This is a genomic window from Bacteroides sp. D22, assembly GCF_000163675.1.
Taxonomy (GTDB): domain Bacteria; phylum Bacteroidota; class Bacteroidia; order Bacteroidales; family Bacteroidaceae; genus Bacteroides; species Bacteroides xylanisolvens.
Genome location: NZ_GG774803.1, coordinates 165,312 through 191,124, shown reverse-complemented (window position 1 = coordinate 191,124; position 25,813 = coordinate 165,312). Strand labels below are relative to the sequence as shown.

Below are 25,813 nucleotides of genomic sequence, written 5' to 3'. Positions count from 1 at the left end.
TGATGACTCCCGTTAAAGCAATAAAGGGAGAGGAGCCTATTATTACTCAAAGAGAGAAAGCGGGCAGAGACCTGTTTTCAACTGCAGTATCAAAGGTCAGACAACCGATAGAATCTTTTTTCAACTGGCTGAATGAAAAAACAAATATTCAAAGAGCGATGAAAGTCAGATCTACATCTGGACTTTTAGTACATACGATGGGCAAAATTGCCATCGCATTCATTTATCTAATTTTCTAAAACAAGGAATCAGAGTTCAACTACTGATTCGCATTATTTATAAATATGGAATTATCGTAATATAAATACCAGTAATAATAGCCGAAGTAATTACTCCCGAGATATTAGCTCCCAAGGCATCTCCCAGAACAAATGAGTCCGGATTATCTTTGCTTACAATCTTTTGTGCAACCTTCGCGGTAGTGGGTACACAGCTAACAGCTGCAATACCGATTACCGGATTGTAATTACCCCGTTTAATAATATACATGATATATCCTCCGATTATTCCTCCAATACCGGAAAGTAATAATGCTACAATACCTAATACTAATAGTTTCAAAATCTTCGGATCGAGCAACAGATGTGCATCACAAAGTACACCCAGCAGGACACCCAACATAAAAGTGGAGCCATAAAGCAACGGACCACTCACAAAATCATAGATATGTTTCATACCCGACTCACGAACAGCAACACCCAGAAACAAAGAGAAGAACAAAGGAGAAGCTACCGGGAACAAGAAACAGAGAATAGCACAAAGAACAGCAGAGAAAGCCAGTTTCACTTTAGCATCGTAATTCTTCGGAGCTTTCTTTGTCACCATCTTAATAGCGCGGAAGCGTTTGGGAACCAACAGTTTTACCAAGTATGGATAGCCTCCATACGTTAAGCCCAAATAAAGATAGGCAACCACCGTAATAGGGACAAAGAGATGCTTTGCCAATGCCAACGAAGTAAACAACACCATTGGTCCGTCGGCTCCACCCACCATAGCCACAGATGCACTTTCTTTCAGAGTCAGACCAAGAGCAGAAGCAATAGGTACTGTCAGAAAAGTGCCCAGCTCTGCGCACAAAGCCAGGAATATACTTGCAAATGGTTTCTGAAGCAGGAAGCCGACATCCAGAAGCGTCCCGATACCCATAAAGACAAAACAAGCTATCAGCCCGTTACTAAACGTCAGGGTATAAACAGGTTGCAGGAAATCTATCTGCATAGTATTCATTAATTGATCCGTATCTGAAAGCATCGGATCGAGAAAGAGATTACCCAGTGTACCGTCGGGCATAATGAGGGTTCCGCAGTTGATAGCTACCATTCCCAATCCCATCGGAATCATTACCATCGGTTCGAGTATACCTTTCCAGCCTAAATAGATCAGTAACAAACCGAGAAGTACTAAAAAAACTCTTGCAGAAGCAAGCACCCATCCGCTTGCCATCATTGTACCAATACCTTGAAACAAGGTAGCAAAATCTATATTTTCCATAAATTAGTTCTCTTTTATTGTTTGTTGTTAGTAAGTTTCTTTGAGTTCTTCTTATTGACATGTGCCTGCTCTTCTTCCCGAAGAAAGAATTCGCGGGTATCCTGTGAATAATAATAATTCATCAGATTATTTTCAGAAGCTCCCGGACTCACGCCATGATAATAGCCGGAATAACCAGTAAAGTTTCTGTCGATCCCCTTACTGTAATCTTCACGGAAATCTCCCAAAGCATCTTCATCTGCAATGGGAATCTGTCGGACTAATCTCTCCACCTTTTGCCGATGCTGACGCCAGCGTCGCAAACGGAGTAGCTCCAAACGGTGGGAACTATAAAAATCAAATGAATCGGCCGCATAGGCAATCAACTTAATGACCGCAGCGACAAAAAAACCGATGAGGAACGTAAGCCCCATCATCGCAAGAGTAGATAGTAATAAATGAATCATAGTAATATAAAAAATTAGGTTGTATAATCTTATTCAAAAAAAGAAGAGGCGCCCAATGGTAAAACCATTACAAAATTTAGACACACATGAAAGTTAATCCCATTGGGCCTTCCTCATCACCATATAGAAGCAATCGGCGGATAACACTTGCCTGAAACCACTTCGGTATATATCCTTGCTTTTATACGACGTAACTCCCGTTTCACAACGGGAACACAATATTTTAATCCTTAAAGACAGGCACATCAATATCCGTCCTTTGTTCCAAGTCATAGGAAATACATTCTTTGTTTTCCATGTTAACATGAATAAAACTAAGATAATAAATAAAGGAAATGATGGTAGATGGAGGATCTGAATAGGCACCTCACCTTACCCAAAGATAAGAATATAGTCTAAATGAGAATATGCGCCAATGTATAGACGTAATACTTACACGAATATTTAGTGTAATTGACATCAAGGCCGGTATGCCCCAAACGATTCTCCGGAAGCATAACATTCAGAGAGCTCAATATCTGTATAATGACAGTATTGGTATTGAACTTCAGGTTCTTGAAAGGAACAATGCTTCTCGGAAAAGAGATATTGTCAAAAATGCAGTCACTAACATTACAAGTGGATGTCTCGTCAACAAACTGCGAATGAGAATCTTTACCTGGCTTGTCGAAGCCGGCAGAAGAAACGCAACAGCATGACACTGCTTCATATCGCATGTCATTAGACGAGGTTTCAGTTTTTTTCTGAAATCCCTGCAATTCTTTATTGGAAACATTACTAAATCCCAATACTAGAAATGCACATGCTAATATGCAAAAAATGTACTTAGTCATAATTTGCTGCAAACGTAATCATTCTTTTCCGAAAAAACGCATTAAGGGCAAGAATTAACGATTATTGTATACCTCCTCTTTTCTATAACCCATGTACAACTTTCATCAATTGCTCACCCAAACCGATTGTATATCCTTGAGAAACAAAGACTACCCTATTAAATGTATCTGCAATGATAAATACCGGCAGAATAGAATTGTTCAAATTCATAGCCTGCACTATTTCTTTGCGGATGCTGTCATCGACATCAATACCGTAGGTGATGATAGACGGAAGTCCTTTAAATTCGTCGGCATTAAATTTCTTGTATTGTTCTTCCGAAGGGAAAAGAAAGACCATCTTACGCCCCCATTGTTCGAAGTCATTGCCCAAAGCGGCTATATCTCTTAGTGCATGATTGGTAGGTTCCTGCCCTACTCCAAGCACAGCTACTACAAAATAGCCACGCCCACAGGTTTGCAGAATACTCTGTTTTGACAAAGATATCACTTTCTCTCCTATTCCCTCCACCGGTGCAAAAAGCGATTCGGAATTGAAATTACCGATAACAGCCACTTTTTCTCCGGATTCACGCAAATGATAAGGTACTTTGGTCGCTACAGGTTTGAATTCGTCTTTCTGTGCAGGTAATACAAAAGAAGAAATTCTCGCCAACACACCTCCATCAGCAAGCCTTGTGCCAGTAACCAACAAGTAATATCCGGTATCCAATGTCCCTATATATCGCAACTCGGGATGTTCTTCGTCACAGCTAATCAATTCTGGTCTGCCCTCCCGCAACCTGGAAATGGTAAACTTATTATAATACTTTACTCTCTTATCATCACGAGCAATTGCCTTACCGTCCTCATAAAAACGATAAATGCCTCTGGATGCCTCCACTTCTTCTTGTTTATCGAAATCAACTTCCACATATCTATTATCCCCCCATTCATCCTTTTCAGGATCCATATAGCTTATGCGTCCATCCATCTTTCTCATATCAGCAGCAATATTCAGGCTACGCGCCAAAGCCACAAAGAAAATATCCCGTGAAAATGAATCCGCCACCTTCGCACGCCAAACCCCTTCCGGAGAAATAGGAATACGCAGAAAGTTATTTTCCTCATCAATCGTAATATTACGGTTTACCCATTCAACTAAAGCTTGCGGATGATTTCGAAAGGTATCTATTTCCGTTTCGGAGAACTTAGACTGAAAGAACGATTTATAAGGCGTCAATACCTCCGTTGAAATACGGGGAGCAAGTATGTCATAAATATCTCCAACCGAAGCATCCATACAGCGCAAGGAGGGAATAACACAATCATATAAATAGTTAGGAACATCTTTCGTATTCAATAAATGATCAATCAATACTTCATAAGGTACATCACGAAGATCTTTTTTAGTAAGCATGGACAGCAAAGCCGCACCTTTCATTAATTTTCCCTGCCGGTCTGCCTCATTCAGAAAACGAACCAATACATCATGATTCCCTCTTGATTCCACTAAGAAAGAAGCCAGTGCCTTCCTTACGAACGAACCTGATTTTCCCTTCAAACAGGATATAATAGAATCAGCTTGTTCCGCAGTCGGGAAAGTAGCGACATAAGCATTGCGAATCGAATCCTCCTGCATCATTCTCCGGTCATTCTCCGCCCGCTGCTCTGGCGTTACTTCCGGTAAAATAGGATTCTCAACAGGAGGAACGATATCAATATCCTCTTCAAATATATCTCCTTCCTTCTTATCAAGTGTCAATGTCAATTCCGGTTGCTTGCTGAAAGATAGCTTGGAAAAGCCGAATGTCCCTTTATAGGAAGCCCATACCAACATATCTCCCTTACCGGCCGTTAATGACACTTGACCACTGGCATCAGTATATTTAGTAGCCACTGTATAGAACTCCGCATAGTTATATACTTTAAACTCCACTCTTGCTCCGGTGACAGGTTGTCCATTCCTATCTTTCACCGTTACCAACGCTTTTGCGATTGGAGCATAATTCTCCGTTACATTGATTTCCGTATAATTCGGTGTCTCAAGCATGATCTCTTCCGGACCGTTGTAACGTCCGAAAACCTTGGTATGCATCAACATTCCCCGACTGGCAGGGGAATTAAACCATCCCAAGTTCAAAACCGGTTCCGGTTCACAGGCTCCGAAGAAATACCAATGTCCATCCGCCCATGCTTCCACCCAAGCATGATTGTCATCCGTATGCGCCCAGCGGGGCGTATACACTTGCCGCGCCGGAATACCGACTGCCCGGAGCGCAGCCACCGTAAATGTAGACTCTTCGCCACAACGTCCATACGCTGTTTTGACAGATGCCAATGGTGAGCTGGTGCGCGCGTCACTCGGACGATAGACTACTTTCTCGTGACACCAGTGGTTCACCTCCAATATCGCGTCTTTCATCGGCAGTCCCTTCACCCTGTCTTTTAGTTCATCATAAAACACACGGCGGGAATCATCCAGATTCTCGTTATTCACCCGGATCGGCAGAACAAAATGACGGAACACTTCATCGGGAATCTCTTTGCCCCAAGGCATCTCGTCACGTGTCTGCTTCGACAGCCGGACATTCTCCAAGTAATAATCTCCCGGATAGTCCGTCACATCCCCTATCGGCATATAAGCGTAGAGAAACATCAATGCTTCGCGCTCGTAGACTGACAAAATAGAATCGGCAAAGATTGCAAATAAATCTCCATGAGGAAGTGCCTGTTTTTTCTGCTCAAAGTCTTGAGCTACTTGATTCCGGTAGGATTCTTCTTTGAGGAAGTGAGCATTGTTACAAGCAAACAGTACAATCGACAAAATCAGGACGCACAAAAGATGGGTGAATGTTTTCATATAAGTGTTTGGTTTATTCTATTAATAAGGTTGCTGACTGACAAAAATAGAAGAATATTTTCTGAATACCTAGATAAGTACATAAAAATGTGATAGATAAGAATAATATTGTCATTGATGGGAAAATCCGGGAATTTTGTAACAGGTTTGTAATATAGACCGTGTTCGAACCCTTATAAAAAAGAAAATTCAAAAGAAAAAGAAGATTTCTTATGTTTTACAGCATATAATTCGAAAACAATTTGTATCTTTGCAGTGTTATTAGAGAAAACAAGATGTAAAACCGCTCTTCAAAACGTGGAGGGCAAAAAAAGAGGAAACAAATTATGAAAAAGAATGCAAATGAAAAAATTATGATGTTACAGTACCGTATTAAACGCTATCAAGCAATGGGAAATGGTGCCATGTGCCAAACATTAAACGGTAAACTTCAAAAACTGCTGTCACAGCAGGTTGCCATGTAAATAAACACACTAATTATAATAAATAGAGCGAGGAACTTTCGAGTATCCTCGCTTTTTTTATACATTTGCAGAAGAAAGATAATAAAACACATTATGAAAAAGCTATTTATGTCGGTTGCGCTCCTCATATTGGTCGTAACCTCTTTTGCACAAACACCTGGTTATGAGTTCACAACCGTTGTATCTCACCAAGCAACGCCTGTCAAAGATCAGGGTTCCACAGGAACCTGTTGGTGCTTTGCCACCGCTTCTTTCATGGAGTCGGAACTGCTCCGAATGGGAAAAGGAGAATATGATCTCTCGGAAATGTTTATCGTCCGCCAAAAGTACATGAATCAGATGGAGGACAATTATCTCCGTCGTGGTAAAGGAAGTATCGGTGAAGGAAGTTTGGCACACACTTTCAAAAACGCTTATAAGAAAGCGGGAATCGTTCCGGAAGAAGTGTACACCGGATTGCCGGGCGATAAGAAAGACCACAATCACGGAGCATTGTCACGCTACCTCAAAGCATTGGTAGACGCAAATATTGAATCTAAAAAGCGTACTCCGCAATTTGATGCGCTTATTAATAATCTGTTCGATATTTATCTAGGTAAGATTCCCGAAAAGTTCACTTATAAAGGAAAAGAATATACTCCTCAATCTTTCACAGAAAGTCTGGGATTGAATATGGATGATTACGTTGAGCTGACTAGTTTCACTCACAAGCCATCTTATGAGACATTCTCACCTGAAGTTCCCGACAACTGGGAAAACCAGCCGATGTACAATCTTCCGTTGGACGAACTGATCGGGGCTATCGACTATGCACTGAACAAAGGATATACCGTATGTTGGGACGGTGACGTTAGCGAACAGGGTTTCTCTTTCAAGAACGGAATCGCCATCAATCCGCAAGTGGAGGATGTGAAAGATTACTCGACTACCGACCGTGCCCGTTTTGAGAAAATGCCTAAATACGAACGAATGGACGAAGTGTTCAAGTTTGAGCATCCTTATCCGGAAATCAACGTAACACCGGAAATCCGTCAGGATGGTTACGAGAAGTTTGTGACAACTGACGACCACCTGATGCACATCACCGGCATTGTGAAAGATCAGAATGGTACTAAATATTATATCACCAAGAATTCCTGGGGAGCGGATAGCAACAAATCCGGAGGTTATCTGAATATGTCTGAAAGCTATGTACGTGCTAAAACAATCTGTGTGATGGTACACAAAGATTCTCTGCCTAAGGAACTGAAGAAGAAACTCGGTATTCAATAAATCGCATGAAATCACTCCCGAAAGGAGATTGACTGTTTCATACATTTATTTAATCGGAACTCTCCATTATATTCATATTAACAAAAGAAATAGGGCAACGAAGTATCACTACTTCACTGCCCTATTTTTTTGTTAACCTACTATATTAAATCCTTTGCTCTTTATTTCTTTTTCAATGTCACGTCGCTGATTTCTACAACACCGCCTTTGTTCTGGGAAAGAATAGCCACATAACAATCTTTCAGAATAGCAGCATCATCGTCTGTATCAGACACTTCCAAGTTAGCATTTGCTTTCTTGCTGCTAATAGCATTTACCACTTGCCCCATATCATAATAAACCACTACTTTAGTCCATTTACCGGCATCTTTAATTTTAAAATTGTACTGTGCGCCCGAAGCATTTGGTTGAGCATCCGCGTCATAGTCTCTACGCATGAAGAAAGTAGTATTGTACTTGCCACTATCGTTCTTTTCCTCATTGGTCTGCTTGATGTATACACTGACCGGAGTTCCTGCTTCTTTAGCTTTTGCATAGAAAGTAAGAACATAGATACCTTTGTCCAAACCATCGGTAATACGTTGTCCCAGGAAAGCTTTATACCAAGAGAGATTCTTTTCGGCACCGGAGTTATCCAATTTCATTGCATTCGGATATTTGGCATCTCCTGTTTCTTCCCAGGCAATAGTAGTTACGCCGTCAGCTTCATTATTCATGATAAACCACTCTCCTGCGGTAGCTTTGTTGGCATTAGTCACTTTAGTCTTCACTTCAGTGGCGAATTTTTCGTTTTTTATCAGGTTCTGCGCACTTACGCTTACTCCTGCTAGGACCAAAAGGCCGGCAAATAACACTTTTTTCATCTTACTGTGATTTAATTGTTTATACTTTATTTTTTCTAGCTTTAAAAATCTATTTCATCCTACTTCACTTGTTGAATAACAAATCCATATTTACCAGTCACTTTCTTTTCTTCAGTCTTTAGTGTGATGCGGTAAATCTCTTTGCCCCATACGTTAGACAGGCGCGGATCATCCAGTTTGATTGTTTCCAGTTCGGCTTTAAACTGCGACGGATAGTTCATTTCTACCTTTTGTCCCTTTACTTCGATGCGGATTTTTCCGGCTGACGGGAAAGTCACATTGCCCCAAGTTAAAAAGTTCATTTGATTAGGAGCAATAGCCTCATCCAACGTATAAATATCACCAATAATAAGTTTTTTATCATCAAGAGCATAAGAGCGAACCCAGCTTTTCACTTTCGCTTCTGCCGGATAAGCAGTAGCTATATCCGTAGAGAACATCCGCTTCTTCTCATTGCAAACGGTATTGGTAGCTTTATACTCCTGCCCGAATTTCTGCGGTACTCCGTTAATCATCGGCAAGTTATGATAGTTGCTCTGCATGGTCCAGATGGTATAGCGGTCTTTACCGAACGTCTGTTTGGTATATGTACCTACACCGGCATCAATAATCACAGGAATTGTATTTACGTATAAAGAAAAGGTTCCTACATCGTTGTGGTTATGGCTTTCGTTATTAAATCCGCCTTTAGCGGCAACAAACATACCGTTCTTGTTCTTCATATAACAGAATTCCGTTTCGGGATACCAGGTTACATCCGGCATATCATGTTTCGGAGTTGCTTTTGCCAGCTCATTACAGCAAAGTAGAGATTGAAGCGAACGAAAAGCATCGTTGCCCATGGTAGCATACGGTTTTCTTCCATTCAACAAGTATGCGGCAAAGTGCATCATTTCATCGCTGTTTACAGCTTTACCGAAGCGATAGATTAACAAAGGATCGCCCCCGCCTTGTGCCGATGCATCAGCAAAATTCACCACCCAGCCATTGCCCACGTATGAGCGGGACATATATTCTCCCATCCGGCGAATCATCGGTTCATTGAACAGAGACAGTTTACCGCCTGTGCCATCAGAGAGTATCTGCAAATAGTCATAGAGCTTTCCGGCGGCATGTCCCCAGTAAGAGGTTCCCTCCTCACAGGCACCATCGGATTTCACGAAGTTGATAAACTTATCGACTGACTGCATGGAACGATAAACAGCTTTCGCCAACTTATCCTTATTGTTCTCCATCAGTAAGAAACATTGCAGGGCATTGGAGTTACACCAGGGATTCCAGTTGTTGATGATTTCTCCCGGTTTCCAGTTAAAAGCCATCCACCACATTTCGTCGTCGTTCATATACGGATCGAGAATACGTTCTTTGATTGCTTTACGCATTTGCAAGGATACCACAGGATTGATTTTGTCGAATGGTTTACGGAAGAAATAGTGTACCCAGGCCATTAAAGCTCCGTATCCGCCTGAACCGAGGTCGATAATCTGTTCGCGGAAGTCGGGAAGTGAACGTTTGCTGCTCTGGCGGGGCAAGTGTGCGGATAGAACCCATGAATTCATTTCGCAGCTCATATATGCTCCGTTCAGTAATTGGTCGATAAAACGTCCTTTCCCTTCGGCCAGTTCGGCGAGCATCAAGGCGTTAAGTGCCTGGCGGTTGGCGTCATAAGGAACTTCCATTATTTTACGGTTACCGCTACGTTCGTATTCCAGATAAGCGGTGGCAGGTATCAGTTGCCATTTATAGTCGAGGAGTTTTTCACCGGCTTCGATGAGGCGTTGCTTATTGGGGCCCATCAAAGAATCCCAGGCGGCACGATCTGTATAAGCAGGATAAGGCATCCATGCTTGTTTCATTACCAACACGTTTTTTAACGTAGTTTCGTCTGCCGCTTTTTGCAGCATATTGCGTTCGGTGTAAGCGTTTGCCTTGAAAGAAAAACTTCCTAAAGCTGCTAGTAAAAGAACACAAAATAAATGTTTCATTCGATTCATGGTATTTTCATTCATTTAAGTATTGCAAAGATAACGTATCTGATAAAAAATGAGGTGAGTAAATCATACGAACCTGATGACAAAAAAGTACATACTTCAAAAATAGTACTCTTAATTGCTATATTTTAGGCTTTTAAGTCATTATAAGAACAAATTAAGTCATTGTAGAAACAAATCAAGTCACTATAAAAACAAATTAAGTCACACGGAAACCGGGTTTTCATTTCGGAAAAACAAAGATGCAGTTTTAGAAAACAGAGGCTTCCTTTGGAGAAAATAGAGGTTCTATTTATTCCAAACAGAGGCTCTGTTTAGGTCAAATAAAGGCTCTATTTTATTTCAAATAGAGTATCTGTTTTACTTCAGACAAAGTATCTGTTTGGATATTCTATCCTCTTTCTTTTTTTCATTCTTTGATTCTCTTCTTTTTCATCCCTTATTCTTTCCTCTTCATCCCTCTATTTCTTCCCCTTCGCCTTCAATCCCAATCGCTAAATTCAAAGCTCAACTGTTCCCAAACACCGTGTTGTTCATCGGCTTCCTCTTTTGGATTGGAGACGGAAAGACCGATGAGCCGGATTGGATGTTGCTCAAATTCGACGCTTTTAAGCAATTCTTTTGCAAGTGGGAGTACCCGGTCTAAGGTGGTGAGTTCCTGCGATTGAGTAAGGCTTCGGGTTATCTGGCTAAAATCATGAAACTTGATTTTCAGAGTAAGCGTGTTGCCTTTGAAGTCTTTTCGCTGAAGACGTTCAATCAGCTCTACTGCTACATGGTATAGTTCGATAATGACCGATGAACGGGCTGAAATATCACGTTCCAATGTACGTTCGCAGCCAATGGATTTACGGATACGAATTGCTTCGACAGGGCGTTCGTCAATTCCTCGTGAGCACTCATAATACAGTGCGCCGGCTTTCCCGAAATGGGCTGTCAGCATTTCAAGAGAGCATTTCCGTAGTTGAAGTCCATTGTGGATGCCAAGTAAATGCATCTTCTTTGCAGTCACCGGACCCACTCCCCAAAAAGATTCGATAGGAAGACGGGCGATAAAATCAAGGGCCTGTTCCGGATGAATGGTACATAAGCCGTCCGGTTTGCGATAGTCCGAAGCTATTTTAGCCAGAAACTTATTATAAGAAACTCCGGCAGACGCAACAAGGTTGAGCTGCTCCCGAATCTTCTGCTTTATTTCCTTTGCTATATCCACAGCCAGGGAAATATCTTTCTTATTTTCAGTGACATCCAGAAAAGCTTCATCCAGAGACAGAGGTTCGATGATATCCGTATATTCGTGGAAAATCTCATGTATCTGACGGGAAACGGATTTATAAACATCCATCCTGCCAGGTACAAAAATGAGTTGGGGACAAAGTCGCTTCGCCTTTTGCGAAGCCATAGCGGAACGGACACCGTAACGCCGGGCTTCATAGCTGGCAGCAGCCACAACTCCCCTCTCTTCTGCATGACCTACCGCTAAAGGCTTGCCACGAAGTTCTGGATTATCACGCTGCTCTACAGAGGCATAGAAGGCATCCATGTCAATATGTATAATCTTTCTCTGCGTCATTGTTTGGGATTAGCAGAGCAAACTTACTATAAATTCCCGAATAAATCCTGCTTATCGGTTCAAGAAATAATATGCTTATGATTTTTATAGATATAAGTCAAAAAAAACATTCAATATCTCGTCAAAGACAGTTCTTATAATATTATATTTGCATATCGTCTATTCAAAATATAGAGGTAGTTAATAAGTTTGTGTCATCATACAACTCTTTAAGATTATGAAAAACACATTATTTTGCTTATTCATATTTTGCAGTGTTTCCACATTCGCTCAAAATGGAATCACTTTTAAGGTCGAAAAGCTTTCAAAGCCTGAAGAATTACTTCATATACACTCCCCGAATGAAATTTACGAAAGTCTTATATTATCAGATATGAACATAGAGCCTTATGAGATAAAAGAGAAGAATATCAAGGTTCCTTATCATATCATTGCAAAGAGCGAATCTCCCGACAGTCTCGTTTCTTTTGGCCCTAATTCTTTTTTCAATGGTATGTATCAGGCTTATGCGGATCACAGGCCATTCGTATTGTCTCCGGACATGATTTGGCTATTAATCAGCCAGGGATTTGCACGGCATATCAATGCCAATCAGGAATCTATGAGAAATGAACTTGTTGATTTCTCCGGCAAACTATCCTTAATTGTAAGAGAAGACAAAAAGCTGGAAGACCCTACTCTTTCGTGGGAGAAAATCTTTCCGCAATTTACAGAACAAATATCCCAATACGCCGGTAAGCATCTGACCGAACTGCTCACCTGCAATTTTTCAACGACTACCTCTTTAGAGAAAGTTGCTTCCGAAATAACAATCATGGAAGCTGTAAAACCTTACTTTGAGTTTATCATCATACGCATTGTCTGTGGAATACCTGAAATAACTCTCGAAGGAACACCGGAGGACTGGGAAAAACTACTGCACAAAGCCAGAGGGTTGAAAGAATACAAACTCGATTGGTGGATTTCAGAACTGGAACCTCTTTTGGAAGAATTTGTCAAAGCATCTAAAGGAGAAGTCAATAAGGACTTTTGGCGCAACATGTTTAAATATCATTCACAGAAACGATACGGAGCCCCAAACATTATTGATGGATGGATCGTGAAGTTTTTCCCTTATGATAAGGAAGGGAAAAGAAATAATCTGAAACAGCTGGAAGGCAAAAATTGTCTCCCTGATGAGATAGTGAAGGTAGATGTAAAGTATCAGGAAGTATATGGCGACGCTATCAAAGAAACTCCATTAGAATTTTGGGCAGGTTTCATTGGATTAGAGCAAAACAGCAAGACTTTTGCTCTGCGACCGCAAATTGGTTGGATGGTCAGGAAGAAAGACGTTAATAAGGAGGGATTAAAAAGTAAATTAAGTGCTGATGCTCAAAAGGATGGTTGGGGAAGCGGCATCAATATCAGAGTAAAAGAATTTCCGGCTGTACTGTTGGAGCTCAAAGAAATAAAAAGGTTGGATATCCAATTTATCGATACAATCAATATACCGGACGAAATATCAAAGATAAAAATCGGATCGTTGAGTTTATATGGAAAGATTACTAAAGAAGGGATAGAACGTATCAAAAGATTATTACCTGACACAGATATAAAAATAAATGGTTCGCGAGGTGGGAGTGCTTCATTTATGACTCCATAATAAAAAGAGGCTATCCAAAAGCCATAAGTCAGATTTCAAAGGCTATCAAGATGCACTATCCCGAAAAGAAAGGATATTCAGCGAGAAGCCTTACCTATATGTGTCAGTTTGCCCGAACATACCCACTAGAGATATTACAAAGAATGCTTTCTTGTGACAAGGTATTGGGAACGCCAACAATCCCCAATATGCTATCCTTGACTGATGAACTGAACTGTTTACCAATTACGCAAGAACCTCTTGCGCAATTTCAGACAAATATATTTCAATCAAAAGAATTTACGCAAGAGCCTCTTGCGCAAATTCAAAAGATAGACAAGACAATCTCCGCAATGCTGCAAACATCCATTGATGATATTGAAAAGGATTTTGTTTGTTCCCCCATTTCAAAAATAAACTGGACCAGTCATGTGATACTATTGGATAGCTCATTACCCTTAGGAAACAAATATTGGTACATGAAACAGTCCGTTGAAAACGGATGGAGCAGCAACGTATTAAAGATACAGATTGAGACTAATCTGTTCAAACGGCAGATAGAAACACAGAAAGTCAACAACTTTACAAAGACCTTGCCCGCTCCTCAAAGTGACTTAGCCAACTATTTGCTGAAAGACCCGTATATATTCGATGTAGCAGGTACAAAAGAACTGGCAGATGAAAGAGATATTGAAAAACAGCTTGTAGAACACGTCACAAGGTATCTATTGGAAATGGGGAACGGCTTCGCCTTTGTAGCCAAACAGAAACATTTCCAAGTCGGGGATAGCGATTTTTATGCAGACCTTATCCTATACTCCATAAAACTCCACGCCTATATAGTCGTAGAATTAAAGGCTACTCCATTCAAGCCAGAATATGCAGGGCAATTGAATTTCTACATTAACATCGTAGACGACCAGTTGAGAGGTGAAAACGACAACAAGACAATAGGATTGTTGCTCTGCAAAGGCAAGGATGAAGTAGTAGCACAATATGCCTTGACGGGCTATGCACAGCCCATAGGAGTAAGCGACTACCAGCTAAGCAAAGCCATTCCCGAAAATCTGAAATCCGCCTTGCCAAGTATCGAGGAAGTGGAGGAAGAATTATCACAGCTACTCGATAACAAGAAAGACGAAAAGTAATCCGATCAGTCCCGTTTGGACAGTCTTGACATTTAAGCCGTCTGCCACCTATACAACGACCGATTCGACCCGAGCATTGACGAACAGATGAATATCACAGAAAATAGAAATATTAAATAAAACAAAAACACCCCGCTTTACATTCTAATAATGTAAAGCGGGGTGCAAATCTCATAAATTACTTAAAATCAGCATTTATTGTGGACCTGGAGGGAATCGAACCCTCGTCCAAACGAGGAAATCATAAGCTTTCTACATGCTTATCTTTGCCTAAATTTTCGTGCAGGAACAGAACCAAAGCCATCAATTCCTGCCTTATCCTCTAAAGTTTCATCAAAAGTGCGAGGCCGCCTTTGACTATCCCCGATGTAACTGCACCACTGAACCGGAATGCTTCGGAGCAACAGCTTCCGAGTGATGTCTCGTCCTGGCACCTAGTGCCTGGATTAAGCTAATCTACTGTGATTCGATTAAGCAGCAAGAGCGTAATTAGTTTCGCCAGATAAAATTTTGATAACTGATATTTAAGTGGAAATTACCGACCCACTGCATGCTTACCTACCATTTCTGCCCGCTGTCAAATCCAGTCAAGCCCAAATTTTTATTCGTACAGAATAGCGATTGTTTAGAACGCTTTCCAAGAGTGCAAAGATAGGAAATGTTTTCTAATTTACGAGAAGACGTTAGCAAATATTATATCAAAGCACTATCTTTACGGAGCTATTTTATATTTAAGATGAAAAAGTATCATGAAAAATCAACCAATAATAAGCTACTTATGATTAAGACATATCTATCTAAAACATCTATATTCAAAGCATTTGCCGCTGTTTGCATATTCGGAATCAGTATCAGTGGCTGTACTTCTAAAAAAAAGACTCCTATGGAAACAACCGATACAACGGAAAACGAACTAACCATGTTGGTGGGTACTTACACATCAGGAACCAGTAAAGGGATATATAGCTACCGCTTCAACGAAGAAAACGGGACTTCCACTCCCTTAAGTGAAGCGGAAATTGAAAATCCTTCTTATCTTGTTCTATCTGCCGACGGAAAATTCGTCTATGCAGTCAGTGAATTCAATAATACGCAAGCTGCCGCCAATGCATTTGCCTTCAATAAAGAAAAAGGTACTTTGCAACTATTAAATTCACAGCAAACGGGAGGTGAAGATCCCTGCTATATCATCGCCAGTGGAAATAATGTGATAACCGCCAACTACAGTGGCGGCAGCATCTCCGTTTTCCCTATCGCAAAAGATGGCTCGCTCCTACCCACTTCCGATATTATACAATTCAAAGGTACGGGAGTAGACAAGGAACGACAAGAGAAACCGCATCTGCATTGTGTCCGTATCACTCCGGATGGTAAATACTTGTTTGCCAATGACTTGTGTACAGATCAAATACATAAGTTTATCATTAACCCAGCTGCAAATGCAGAGAATAAAGAAGCATTTCTGAAAGAAGGATCGCCTGCTGCCTTTAAAATGAAAGCCGGTTCGGGTCCCCGCCATCTGACTTTCTCGCCAAACGGTCATTACGCCTATCTGATTAATGAGTTATCGGGCACAGTAATCGCTTTTGAATACAAAGACGGAGATTTAAAAGAGATCCAGACAATCGCTGCCGATACGGTAAACGCACAAGGAAGTGCTGACATTCATATCAGCCCGGATGGAAAATTCCTGTATGCCAGCAATCGTTTGAAAGCAGATGGTATTGCCATATTCAATATCCACCCGGATAACGGAATGTTGTCAAAAGCAGGCTACCAACTGACAGGGATTCATCCACGCAATTTCATCATCACGCCTAATGGCAAATACTTGTTGGTTGCTTGCAGAGATAGCAATGTGATACAAGTTTATGAAAGAGATGCAGATACAGGACTATTAACAAATGTACAGCAAGATATTAAAGTAGACAAGCCGGTCTGCATAAAATTTGTGCCATAATTTGTCATAATCTCCCGGCTATTCATCAACTACTGATAGCCCTTTACTTTTTATTTTGAGCAATCCGATTGTCAGGAATTTGAGTCTTCACAACGATTTTACTCCCGTTCTTGGTACACTTGATACATTCTTTCCGCAATGTTCTCTCTTTTAAGTCAAAAATGAGATTCGGATTAAAATGTTGCCCGTTAATACGGGTTTCGAAGTGTACATGTTCGGTAGTGGCACGACCGGTACGTCCTGTCAGCCCGATAGGTTGTCCGGCTTTTACAACATCACCAGTTTTAACCAGATTCTTGAAATTGTGGCTATAAAATGTTTCTAATCCGTTAGCGTGACGGATTACAACGATATTTCCGTAGGCATAATAGGGTTTCGACATACGCACCACTCCATCAAAAGCAGCACGAATCGTATCTTTTGCACAGGTCTTAATGTCTGTTCCCGAATGTCCTCCGCGAGTTCCATAGGCAGAGATTACTTTTCCTCCGGGTAATGGAAAAGCATATTCGTGGTCTTTCAGAGAATCCAAATGCAGATAGATATGATTGCTTTTAGCAAATAATCCGGGAGTAGCTACCCGTACATCAGCCATTTCGCGGGCAGAGAAGGAAGGTTTATCCTGCCCGTCAGCAGTCAGTGGCAATAATAATAAAACTGTCAGTAAGATAAGTATGTTTTTCATGTCTTTTTTCTTAGAGCACTCATTCTAATTATTCGAAGAATACGATTTCGCCTCCATCCGATTCTGTATAGTTTCTTAATAAGGTCTGTATCATTTCAGCAGCTTCTCGCAAACCTTCTTTTCCGTTATAACCGTTGACTATGGCTAGGATATGAGTGGTTCCGAGATCCATTTTCGTACGTTCATGATCGCTTGTCGGGGTTCCGATTCCTCCGAAAGAATCGCGATATACAGGTAATCCTTCGATATTCAATACCCCGCGTCCGATACCTTCAAACGGTTCTCCTGCTTTGCCGATACCGAGTTCAAGGTGCGTACCTTGTATTTTGTCCGCGTCAAAACCACCGATCGAATGTCCCGTACGAAGAGACACTAAATTAATAAGGTCTACCAACGTATCAATCTGATATAAAGGAATTCCACGCATCAGGCGGCGGCGTAGAGCTTCGGCTGATGGACGATAACGTCCGGGGTCTTTGCCACAACGCTTATAAGCCTCACGGGTAGCAAAGATAACGGGTTGATGTTTGATGTCTTCCATCTGTGTTGTGGAAGTCAGTTGCCCGGTAAAAGCGTTAATTTCCTGCCAAAGCCCTTCGCTGTAAGCTGTATTTTTCACTGCAGCATACACGGCGGCTCCGGCAAAAACCGGGCATGCGTCTTTTATTTCTTTAGATACTTTTATTTCAAACATAACTTATCATAAACCAATCATCAGCGTCCTGCAATAACGGACACCAATTATTACTTTCTAATCATTATTCCCGACAATGTACGACCGGAATCTATTCCCAGTCTACGTGCAGAGAAGAATTCATCATGATGAATATAGGTACAGATTCCGGCCACTTCTATCTGTTCTGCAGGCACTCCGAGATTCAGTAATTCAATCCGGTTGGCTTCCCACAAATCAATATGATATTTGCCTGTTTCTTTCTTCTTCATAGAAATAAGAGACATATCGAAGCCGCTTTCTTCAAAAGCATCATACACCTCATCACCTACTTCAAATGATTCGAGCGAAATGCTCGGCCCGATGCAAGCTATCACATCTTCGCCTTGCGTCCCGAACATCTTATTCAAGTGGTCCATCACATGACTGACAATATGCTTCACCGTTCCCTTCCATCCGGCATGAACGGCAGCCACAACGTGTTGTTTTTTGTCGTACAGCAATACAGGAACACAATCCGCTGTCGTGACACAAACGCAATATCCCGGCACATTAGTTATCAAGGCATCCATTCCTCGCAGAAGTAGCCGTCTCATTTCCAATGATTCTTTAAAAAATGATTCATTGATAATCAGACTGGCACAGCCATGATTCTGTTCAGGAATAAATAATTCCTTTATCTGATGATTCATGCACTGAAACAACCAGCTCTGATTGCGATTGACATTCATACATGAGTCGTTGGTATAAGGCGAACAGTTGAAAGAGCCGTAAGCTCCGGTGCTTATACCTTCGTGACGCGTAGTTACAAAATGAGCTACTTCGGGATATGCCTCCAGTGACTTATATCCCTTCAACTCGTTATGTTTTGTAAGTGAAATCATTTTTCTTCCCAATCTTCTTCTTCGTATTCATAATCGATATCATCGTCATCGTCGACATCTTCCTCATATTCATAAACGATGTCTTCATCTTCGCCCATGTCTTTGAGTTCCTGTTGCAGACGGGTCACGTCTTTCGGACGGTGAACGATGTCCTCTATCTTATTGCTTTCCTTGTTCAGTTCTTCCCAAAGGATGTCTTTCAACACCGAGATGCCCAAACCGGAAACAGAAGATATGAATACATGTGGAATGCCTTCCGGCAATGTAGGTTCAATCTCGTCCATCAACTCCTGATCGAGCATATCACTTTTGGTGACAGCCAACACACGTTGCTTGTCCAACATTTCAGGATTGAAGGTACGCAGTTCGTTCAGCAAAACTTCGTATTCTTTACGAATGTCGTCGCTGTCTGCCGGAACCATAAACAGCAGTAATGAATTACGCTCGATATGACGCAAGAAACGCAGTCCCAAACCTTTTCCCTGACTGGCACCTTCGATAATACCTGGTATGTCCGCCATCACAAAGGATTTTCCACCGTGATAGGAAACGATGCCCAAGTTGGGTTCGAGCGTAGTAAACGGGTAATCGGCAATTTTCGGTTTGGCAGCCGAAATGGAAGAAAGCAAAGTTGACTTTCCCGCATTCGGGAAACCTACCAGACCGACATCGGCAAGCAGTTTCAGCTCCATGATAACGGTCATTTCCTGCATCGGCTCTCCCGGCTGCGCAAAACGCGGAGCCTGACGGGTGGCCGTCTTGAAATGCCAGTTACCCTGACCGCCGCGGCCGCCTTTGAGCAAGACCACTTCCTGTCCGTCTTCTGTTACGTCACAAAGATACTCCCCTGTCTCGGCATTATAAACTACCGTTCCGCAGGGTACTTCTATTATTTTATCCGCACCGTCTTTTCCGAAGCTACGTCCTTTGCTCCCCGATTCACCATGCCCGGCCATTGCGTGACGGTCATACTTCAAGTGCAGCAATGTCCAGTAATTACGGTTACCGCGCAAGATGATATGACCTCCTCTTCCACCATCGCCCCCATCAGGACCTCCGTTAGGACAATATTTCTCGCGCCTCATGTGCGTAGAGCCTCTTCCGCCCTTGCCCGAGCGACAGTATATCTTTACGTAATCAACAAAATTCGATTCAGCCATATTTTTTTAAAGAGTTAAAGTAGTCAGTAGTTAGAGCAGTTAATTAGAACACTCCGGCTACTGACTTATTTATTTATAATATTGTATTATTACAATTTATCTACTGCTTCGCAGATTTCAGCGAAGATACCTTCCATAGTACCCAAGCCGTTGATGTGTTGGTATTTCTTTTCGTTCTTGTACCAGTCGATCAGTGGAGCAGTCTGTGAATGATATACATGCAGACGTTTCTTGATTGTTTCTTCGTTATCATCAGCACGACCGGAATCCTTGCCACGTTTAATGAGACGTACCATCAGTTCTTCTTCCGGAACATCCAGATCAACCATTACAGAAACGTCCTGTCCTCTTTCTGCCAACATTTTCTTTAATGCTTCTGCCTGTGCAATTGTTCTTGGGAAACCGTCGAAAATTACCCCTTTGCTATCTTTGAAGCTGTCGAATACGCTTGCCAGAATATCAATCATTAATTCATCAGGAATCAATTGACCTTGGTCGATGTAACCTTTAGCTGTTTTACCCAGTTCTGTGCCATTCTTGATTTCAGCACGCAATACATCTCCTGTCGAGATGTGATTGATTCCATACTTTTCTACGATACGTTCGCTCTGTGTTCCTTTTCCTGAACCCGGAGCACCGAAAATTACGATGTTCAACATTTTGTTATTTACAATTTAACGATTTACTATTTACCATTTAAACTGGTACCTATTTAATATTAATCTACTACTGTATAAATATCGGGATAATTACGTCCGAAACCATCATAATCCAGTCCGTAACCTACGATAAAGTCGTTCGGGATTTCCATCGCTACATATTCAATGTTGAGGTTTACCTTGAGCTTTTCAGGTTTCACCAACAGAGAAGCGATATGAATAGCTTCGGGATTGCGTGTACCTAATGTTTCGAGCAGTCGCTGCATCGTCAGTCCTGTGTCTACGATATCTTCCACGATCACAATGGTACGTCCGGCAATGTCTTCATTCAGGCCGATTACCTCTTTAATCACTCCGGTGGAAGTGATGCCCTGATAAGACGCCAACTTCACAAATGAGATTTCACAAGGGATGGTGATGTGCTTCAGTAAATCAGCGGTAAACATGAACGAACCGTTCAACACACTAAGGAAAAGCGGATTCTTACCTGCTAAATCGCGGTTAATTTCGTTCGCTACGCGAATCACTTCTTTCTGAATTTCTTGTTCCTTAATGGAAACGGTAAACAATTTGTCTTTTATCTGAATGGTATCCATAACCGGTAATTTAAAAATAACCTTGCAAAAATACGATTTTTTATTCTACCCCGTGCATCATCTTCTGTAATTTCTTCGAGAGAAGGAACAGAATCAACGAAGCAACACCGGACATTACGACGAATACCATAAAGAAATCATACATGGTAGCAATCTGATAACCAAAGATTGACTTCACTTTTCCGGCTTCCGGATAGAGCCCGCTCAACATTCCCGCAAATTTATTGGCTGTGGCAGTAGACAGATACCAGATTCCCATCATCAGGGAGGCGAAACGCAGCGGACTCAATTTATTTACCATTGAAAGTCCGATAGGCGACAAAGCTATTTCACCCATGGTATGAATAAAGTAAAGTCCTGTCAGCCAAATCATGCTCACTTTCACTCCGGGAACAGCATCTTTCACTCCGAAACAGATGAAAAGATAACCTAAAGAAAGGAGTAACAAACCAATCGCTTGTTTGGTAGGAGAAGCGGGTTCCATCTTTCGTTTGTTTAGGAAACCCCATACACCCGGCATGATATATGCCAGGACAACTACAAACAGTGGATTGAAGGATTGAAACCATGAAGCCGGCATTTCCCAACCGAAAATGTCACGATTCGTCTGTTCGGACGCAAAAAGAGTTAAAGAAGCTCCCGCCTGTTCGTAGGCTGCCCAGAAGAAGATGACAAAGAAGGCTACTATATAGATAACGAAAATACGGCTGCGTTCTATTTTGGTCAATGAACCGTCTAACAAAATCAGAACAGGGAAAACAATGCAGGCGGTAAAAATGCCGATACTCACCCAATCGCCTTCAAATGCATAGTTAAAGAAGGCTATTAAAGCAATGGTAAGAATTGTGATTACAAGGGTATTACGTACTTTGGTACGTTTGTCCATCTTCGGGTGTGAGATATGGCCGGCCTTGTCTTCTTTCTTTTCACGTTTAGCATCGGGGATAATACCAATCGGTTCTCCGGAAGGAGAAAAAAGATATTTATTCTTTTGAGTCTCGAAAAGGACAACGGTGAACAGTGTCATGATTCCGGCTGCAAGAAATCCCCATTTAAAGTCATGCGGATCACCGGTATCACCCAGATAACCACAAATCAAAGGAGCAGCAAAAGAGCCTACATTCACTCCCATATAAAAAATGGTGTATGCAGCATCCAGCCGCCTGTCTCCGGGTTCGTAGAGCTGACCTACCAGAGAAGAGACAGTGGGTTTGAAGCAACCATTGCCCAAGATCAGGAAGCCTAGTCCGCCATACATCATCCAGTGGGCAAGGTTTGTATTATCTAAAGTGGAGGCACTCATAAACATCAGGAATTGTCCGACTGCCATCATCACCGCTCCCCAAAACACAGAACGACGGATTCCCCAATATTTATCGGCAATGTATCCGCCAATCAACGGGGTTAAATAAACTAGTCCGGTATAGCTGCCGTAGATGGATGCTGCCGCTTCTTTGTCAAACAATAATGCCTGCGTCAGGAAAAGAATAAAGATCGCACGCATACCGTAGTAACTGAAACGTTCTGCCGTGCTTGTCGCGAAAATCAGATAAAGGCCTTTCGGATGCCCTTTCAATGCACTCATGAATTTATGTGTTTAGTAGTTTATGGGGTGCAAAGGTACAGAAAAAGTAGATTAGATGCTTCTCTTATCAAACAGAATAATAGGGGGAATAGTAAAAACGAGCATAAAAAATCCTACTGATCCACTTCATTACTTTTTTAGCAGTGTAAATAATAAAGTGGAGATCCATCTTAAATGTAGGTTAGCTACCACCTTAGCCAAAAGTAAATTCGACATTTTCGATACTGGCAAAAAGCATTCCTTCTCTTTTCCTCAAAAAGATCTTGTCTTCTCGGGCCAGCCAACCAATAGCAAGAGCTACGTCTTCAAACGTCAAACTTAATTCACGGCACAAATCGAACATTGAAAGTTCACCTTTTTCATTTAAGATGCGCCATACTTTCCCGGCATTCAAGCCAATTTTTGTCTTTTCCATCATGCAAACTTTAGAAGATTAAACAATCCGTTATTTAGATTTTAATTCATTTTCATTGTGAGCACTGGAAAATGATGTGATGCACATTATCTATCTCCAAAGATAACATTTTTATCGGAAACGGCAAATAATCAAAGGCTTAATAAGGGGAACTGCATTAAAAATTTGTTTAAGAAGGTATGGCGATAAACTAAACACAATTTCCATCCGCGCCTCTACAGAAAAAGATTTTTCATTTCTCATATTCTCATAAATAAGAAACAAGTGGCAGTAAACTAATAAGATAGACTATGAGAAATGATTTAAAAACAGGCATTTCTCATAGTTTCTTCGCAAAATAACCCGGATTTTGCTTCATTTCTCATAGTGTAGTGTGCCGGAAGCTGACATTGAATAAATAAAACTATGTATTCCTTTTGCTTGCTTCCATACACAGTGTCTTAGTTCCACATATTGTGGGAAAAGATTCCCTAAGGCTTGGGAAAGTATTCCCTTATTTTGTGGGAAAGTATTCCCGTATATTGAAGGAAAACTTTCCCACAATATATGGGACAATCGAGACCAATGAGCATCTTCAAGCAAAAAGCCACTATTTTATCTAAATAGTAGCTTCATTTCCTGATAAAAATAAGGCAGGCTGAAAGAAAAAAGGAAGAACAAATGGCTTTTGACTATGAGAAATACCCTGAAATACTATGAGAATAAGGTGGCTTTTGAGCCAAAATATGGGAGAACTTATGAGAAATACCGTTTCGAAAAAGTGTTTCTCATAAGATATCTATTTGATTAGCTTTCGTTTATCGAAAAACAATGAGAATATGAGAAATGAAATGAAGAAATCTAATCTTTTTCAGGAGAAATAAAAGTAAGTTCATAATGGTGCTGCATTGAATTATTTTTTGGCGGAGTTATTCTAACACTTAATAGTTCAAAAGCAGATATTTCTCTGACCCAAAGATAGAACTAATGATGAATTAAAAGTTGCAATTATGGTTTTCTTCCCACAACAAACGGGAAAAGTCAGAAGAATCATGTACATTTGTAATCCGAAAACTAAAAGAACATCGCAATGAAAATATTTCCAAGCAGCAGTATCAAGAAATTGGACGCTTATACCATTGAGAACGAACCTATTGCATCAATCGATCTGATGGAACGTGCAGCAACCGTATTAACAAAAGCCATCACAGACAGATGGAATACGGAAACGCCGGTCACTATCTTTGCCGGACCGGGGAATAATGGCGGAGACGCTCTCGCCGTAGCCCGCATGATGGCTGAAAAAGGATATAAAATCGAGGTATTTCTCTTCAACACGAAAGGAGAACTTTCACCCGACTGCCAGACCAATAAAGAACTGGTAGAAATGATGGAAGAAGTAAAATTCCACGAGATCAGTACCCAATTCGTACCTCCCGCCCTGACGCCCGACCATCTGGTAATCGACGGATTATTCGGTTCAGGCCTGAACAAACCGTTGAGCGGCGGATTCGCTGCCGTAGTGAAATACATCAATTCCTCCCCTGCCATGGTAGTAGCCATCGACATTCCTTCCGGACTGATGGGAGAAGAAAACACATTCAACGTAAAAGCTAATATTATCCGTGCCGACGTAACTTTCAGTCTTCAACTGCCGAAGCTCGCCTTTCTTTTCGCAGAGAACACGGAATTTGTCGGAGAATGGGAAGTGCTGGATATCCAATTGAGCGAAGACGGTATTGAAGAAATGGAGACTAACTACGAAATGTTGGAAATAGAGCAAATCCGTTCACTCATCAAGCCACGCAAACAGTTTGCCCACAAGGGGAACTTCGGCCATGCACTATTGATTGCCGGTTCAAAAGGAATGGCAGGAGCCTCTGTTCTCGCTGCCCGCGCCTGCCTCCGTTCGGGAGTAGGATTACTGACTGTTCATGCACCAATGTGCAACAACGACATCTTGCAAACCTCCATACCCGAAGCAATCGTAGAAACCGACATCAACGAAACCTGTTTTGCCGTACCTACCGACACGGACGACTATCAAGCAGTCGGCATCGGTCCGGGACTGGGACGAAACGAGGAAACGGAAGCTGCCTTGTTGGAACAACTGGAACACTGCCAGACTCCTGTTGTGGTGGATGCCGACGCACTTAATATCCTTGCCAACCACCGCCATGCCCTTACCCACCTGCCGAAGGGTTCCATCCTCACCCCGCATCCGAAAGAACTGGAACGTCTGACCGGCAAATGCCAGGACTCTTACGAACGTCTGATGAAGGCTTGCGAACTGGCCCGTGCCGCCCATGTTCACATTATTTTAAAAGGAGCCTACTCCGCCATTATCACCCCCGAAGGTAAATGTTTCTTCAACCCAACCGGAAATCCGGGAATGGCAACCGGAGGTAGCGGTGACGTACTGACCGGAGTAATCCTGGCACTGCTTGCCCAAGGTTACCCCACCGAGGAAGCCGCTAAAATCGGCACTTACATTCACGGACTGGCGGGCGATGTCGCTCAAAAGAAGCAAGGAATGATCGGAATGATCGCAAGCGATATTATCACCTGTCTGCCGACAGCATGGCGACTTGTAAGCGAATAAAAGTTAAGAACTTACCCTTTTTTCAATAACTTCATTAACTTTGTTTTCAAAACCAGTTAAAAAGAACC

The 25,813-nt window shown here is 41.7% G+C and carries 21 protein-coding genes, 1 other RNA gene and 1 pseudogene; 7 read left to right on the top strand and 16 right to left on the bottom strand.

The annotated features are described in order from the left end of the window. Positions 1 to 239: pseudogene (locus HMPREF0106_RS27790) on the top strand (transposase); the annotation flags it as partial. Between the two features lie 37 nt (positions 240 to 276). On the opposite strand, the gene HMPREF0106_RS14575 reads toward HMPREF0106_RS27790, so the two are convergent. From HMPREF0106_RS14575 to HMPREF0106_RS14590, 4 genes are all read right to left on the bottom strand, one after another. Further along, on the bottom strand, positions 277 to 1,491 hold the full coding sequence (locus tag HMPREF0106_RS14575; RefSeq protein WP_004308326.1) for a sodium ion-translocating decarboxylase subunit beta: 1,215 nt from the start codon (positions 1,489 to 1,491) through the stop codon (positions 277 to 279). A gap of 14 nt (positions 1,492 to 1,505) precedes the next feature. Further along, a complete protein-coding gene (locus HMPREF0106_RS14580; protein ID WP_008021027.1) occupies positions 1,506 to 1,937 on the bottom strand; it encodes a hypothetical protein in 432 nt (143 codons plus the stop codon). A 395-nt stretch (positions 1,938 to 2,332) separates the two neighbouring features. Continuing rightward, positions 2,333 to 2,770 carry a hypothetical protein gene (locus tag HMPREF0106_RS14585; protein WP_008645296.1) on the bottom strand — a complete coding sequence of 146 codons (438 nt, stop codon included), beginning with the start codon at positions 2,768 to 2,770 and terminating at the stop codon, positions 2,333 to 2,335. An 82-nt stretch (positions 2,771 to 2,852) separates the two neighbouring features. Beyond that, positions 2,853 to 5,612 carry a transglutaminase domain-containing protein gene (locus HMPREF0106_RS14590; RefSeq protein WP_009039725.1) on the bottom strand — a complete coding sequence of 920 codons (2,760 nt, stop codon included), beginning with the start codon at positions 5,610 to 5,612 and terminating at the stop codon, positions 2,853 to 2,855. 326 nt (positions 5,613 to 5,938) lie between these two features. Between HMPREF0106_RS14590 and HMPREF0106_RS27425 the strand changes: the two genes are divergently transcribed. Then, the gene (locus HMPREF0106_RS27425) at positions 5,939 to 6,076 is read left to right on the top strand and encodes a hypothetical protein (RefSeq protein WP_004301914.1); all 138 of its coding nucleotides are present in this window, start codon (positions 5,939 to 5,941) and stop codon (positions 6,074 to 6,076) included. Between the two features lie 93 nt (positions 6,077 to 6,169). Next, entirely contained in the window at positions 6,170 to 7,348 is a 1,179-nt protein-coding gene (locus tag HMPREF0106_RS14595; protein WP_009039724.1) for a C1 family peptidase, read from the top strand. Positions 7,349 to 7,509: 161 nt separating this feature from the next. On the opposite strand, the gene HMPREF0106_RS14600 is transcribed toward HMPREF0106_RS14595, so the two are convergent. The 3 genes from HMPREF0106_RS14600 to dinB form a co-directional block, all read right to left on the bottom strand. Further along, the gene (locus HMPREF0106_RS14600; RefSeq protein ID WP_008645302.1) at positions 7,510 to 8,211 is read right to left on the bottom strand and encodes a DUF4627 domain-containing protein; all 702 of its coding nucleotides are present in this window, start codon (positions 8,209 to 8,211) and stop codon (positions 7,510 to 7,512) included. 59 nt (positions 8,212 to 8,270) lie between these two features. Then, positions 8,271 to 10,205, bottom strand: a complete 1,935-nt coding sequence (locus HMPREF0106_RS14605; RefSeq protein ID WP_008645303.1) for a heparinase II/III family protein — start codon at positions 10,203 to 10,205, stop codon at positions 8,271 to 8,273. Positions 10,206 to 10,683: 478 nt separating this feature from the next. Further along, a complete protein-coding gene (gene dinB / locus HMPREF0106_RS14610; protein ID WP_004301910.1) occupies positions 10,684 to 11,775 on the bottom strand; it encodes a DNA polymerase IV in 1,092 nt (363 codons plus the stop codon). Between the two features lie 217 nt (positions 11,776 to 11,992). On the opposite strand from dinB, the gene HMPREF0106_RS14615 reads away from it, so the two are divergent. Then, positions 11,993 to 13,420, top strand: coding sequence for a DUF4419 domain-containing protein (locus HMPREF0106_RS14615; protein WP_008645305.1), 1,428 nt, complete (start codon positions 11,993 to 11,995; stop codon positions 13,418 to 13,420). Next, a complete protein-coding gene (locus HMPREF0106_RS14620; RefSeq protein ID WP_162864659.1) occupies positions 13,405 to 14,547 on the top strand; it encodes a YhcG family protein in 1,143 nt (380 codons plus the stop codon). The genes HMPREF0106_RS14615 and HMPREF0106_RS14620 overlap by 16 nt, the downstream gene beginning before the upstream one ends. Before the next feature lie 198 nt (positions 14,548 to 14,745). Here the strand turns inward: HMPREF0106_RS14620 and ssrA are convergent. After that, positions 14,746 to 15,142: a transfer-messenger RNA gene (gene ssrA / locus HMPREF0106_RS25870) on the bottom strand. A 183-nt stretch (positions 15,143 to 15,325) separates the two neighbouring features. Here ssrA and HMPREF0106_RS14625 point away from each other — a divergent pair. Beyond that, a complete protein-coding gene (locus HMPREF0106_RS14625; RefSeq protein WP_032851254.1) occupies positions 15,326 to 16,507 on the top strand; it encodes a lactonase family protein in 1,182 nt (393 codons plus the stop codon). Positions 16,508 to 16,550: 43 nt separating this feature from the next. Here the strand turns inward: HMPREF0106_RS14625 and HMPREF0106_RS14630 are convergent, their stop codons facing one another. The 8 genes from HMPREF0106_RS14630 to HMPREF0106_RS14665 form a co-directional block, all read right to left on the bottom strand. Further along, positions 16,551 to 17,192: a M23 family metallopeptidase gene (locus HMPREF0106_RS14630; protein ID WP_009039721.1), complete on the bottom strand. Its 642-nt coding sequence runs from the start codon at positions 17,190 to 17,192 to the stop codon at positions 16,551 to 16,553. A gap of 28 nt (positions 17,193 to 17,220) precedes the next feature. Then, on the bottom strand, positions 17,221 to 17,886 hold the full coding sequence (locus HMPREF0106_RS14635) for a B3/4 domain-containing protein (protein WP_009039720.1): 666 nt from the start codon (positions 17,884 to 17,886) through the stop codon (positions 17,221 to 17,223). 50 nt (positions 17,887 to 17,936) lie between these two features. Next, a complete protein-coding gene (pgeF, locus tag HMPREF0106_RS14640; RefSeq protein ID WP_009039719.1) occupies positions 17,937 to 18,749 on the bottom strand; it encodes a peptidoglycan editing factor PgeF in 813 nt (270 codons plus the stop codon). Then, positions 18,746 to 19,909, bottom strand: a complete 1,164-nt coding sequence (gene obgE / locus HMPREF0106_RS14645; protein WP_008021004.1) for a GTPase ObgE — start codon at positions 19,907 to 19,909, stop codon at positions 18,746 to 18,748. Before obgE ends, pgeF begins: the two co-directional genes overlap by 4 nt. A gap of 89 nt (positions 19,910 to 19,998) precedes the next feature. Beyond that, on the bottom strand, positions 19,999 to 20,568 hold the full coding sequence (locus HMPREF0106_RS14650; protein ID WP_004301902.1) for an adenylate kinase: 570 nt from the start codon (positions 20,566 to 20,568) through the stop codon (positions 19,999 to 20,001). Positions 20,569 to 20,627: 59 nt separating this feature from the next. Next, entirely contained in the window at positions 20,628 to 21,164 is a 537-nt protein-coding gene (gene hpt, locus HMPREF0106_RS14655; RefSeq protein WP_004308350.1) for a hypoxanthine phosphoribosyltransferase, read from the bottom strand. A gap of 40 nt (positions 21,165 to 21,204) precedes the next feature. Next, positions 21,205 to 22,749 (bottom strand): peptide MFS transporter, encoded by a 1,545-nt coding sequence (locus tag HMPREF0106_RS14660; RefSeq protein WP_009039718.1) that lies wholly within the window; start codon positions 22,747 to 22,749, stop codon positions 21,205 to 21,207. 193 nt (positions 22,750 to 22,942) lie between these two features. Next, entirely contained in the window at positions 22,943 to 23,167 is a 225-nt protein-coding gene (locus HMPREF0106_RS14665; protein ID WP_004301899.1) for a winged helix-turn-helix domain-containing protein, read from the bottom strand. 1,066 nt (positions 23,168 to 24,233) lie between these two features. On the opposite strand from HMPREF0106_RS14665, the gene HMPREF0106_RS14670 reads away from it, so the two are divergent. Then, positions 24,234 to 25,745: a bifunctional ADP-dependent NAD(P)H-hydrate dehydratase/NAD(P)H-hydrate epimerase gene (locus tag HMPREF0106_RS14670; protein ID WP_008021001.1), complete on the top strand. Its 1,512-nt coding sequence runs from the start codon at positions 24,234 to 24,236 to the stop codon at positions 25,743 to 25,745. Positions 25,746 to 25,813 lie beyond the last annotated feature (68 nt).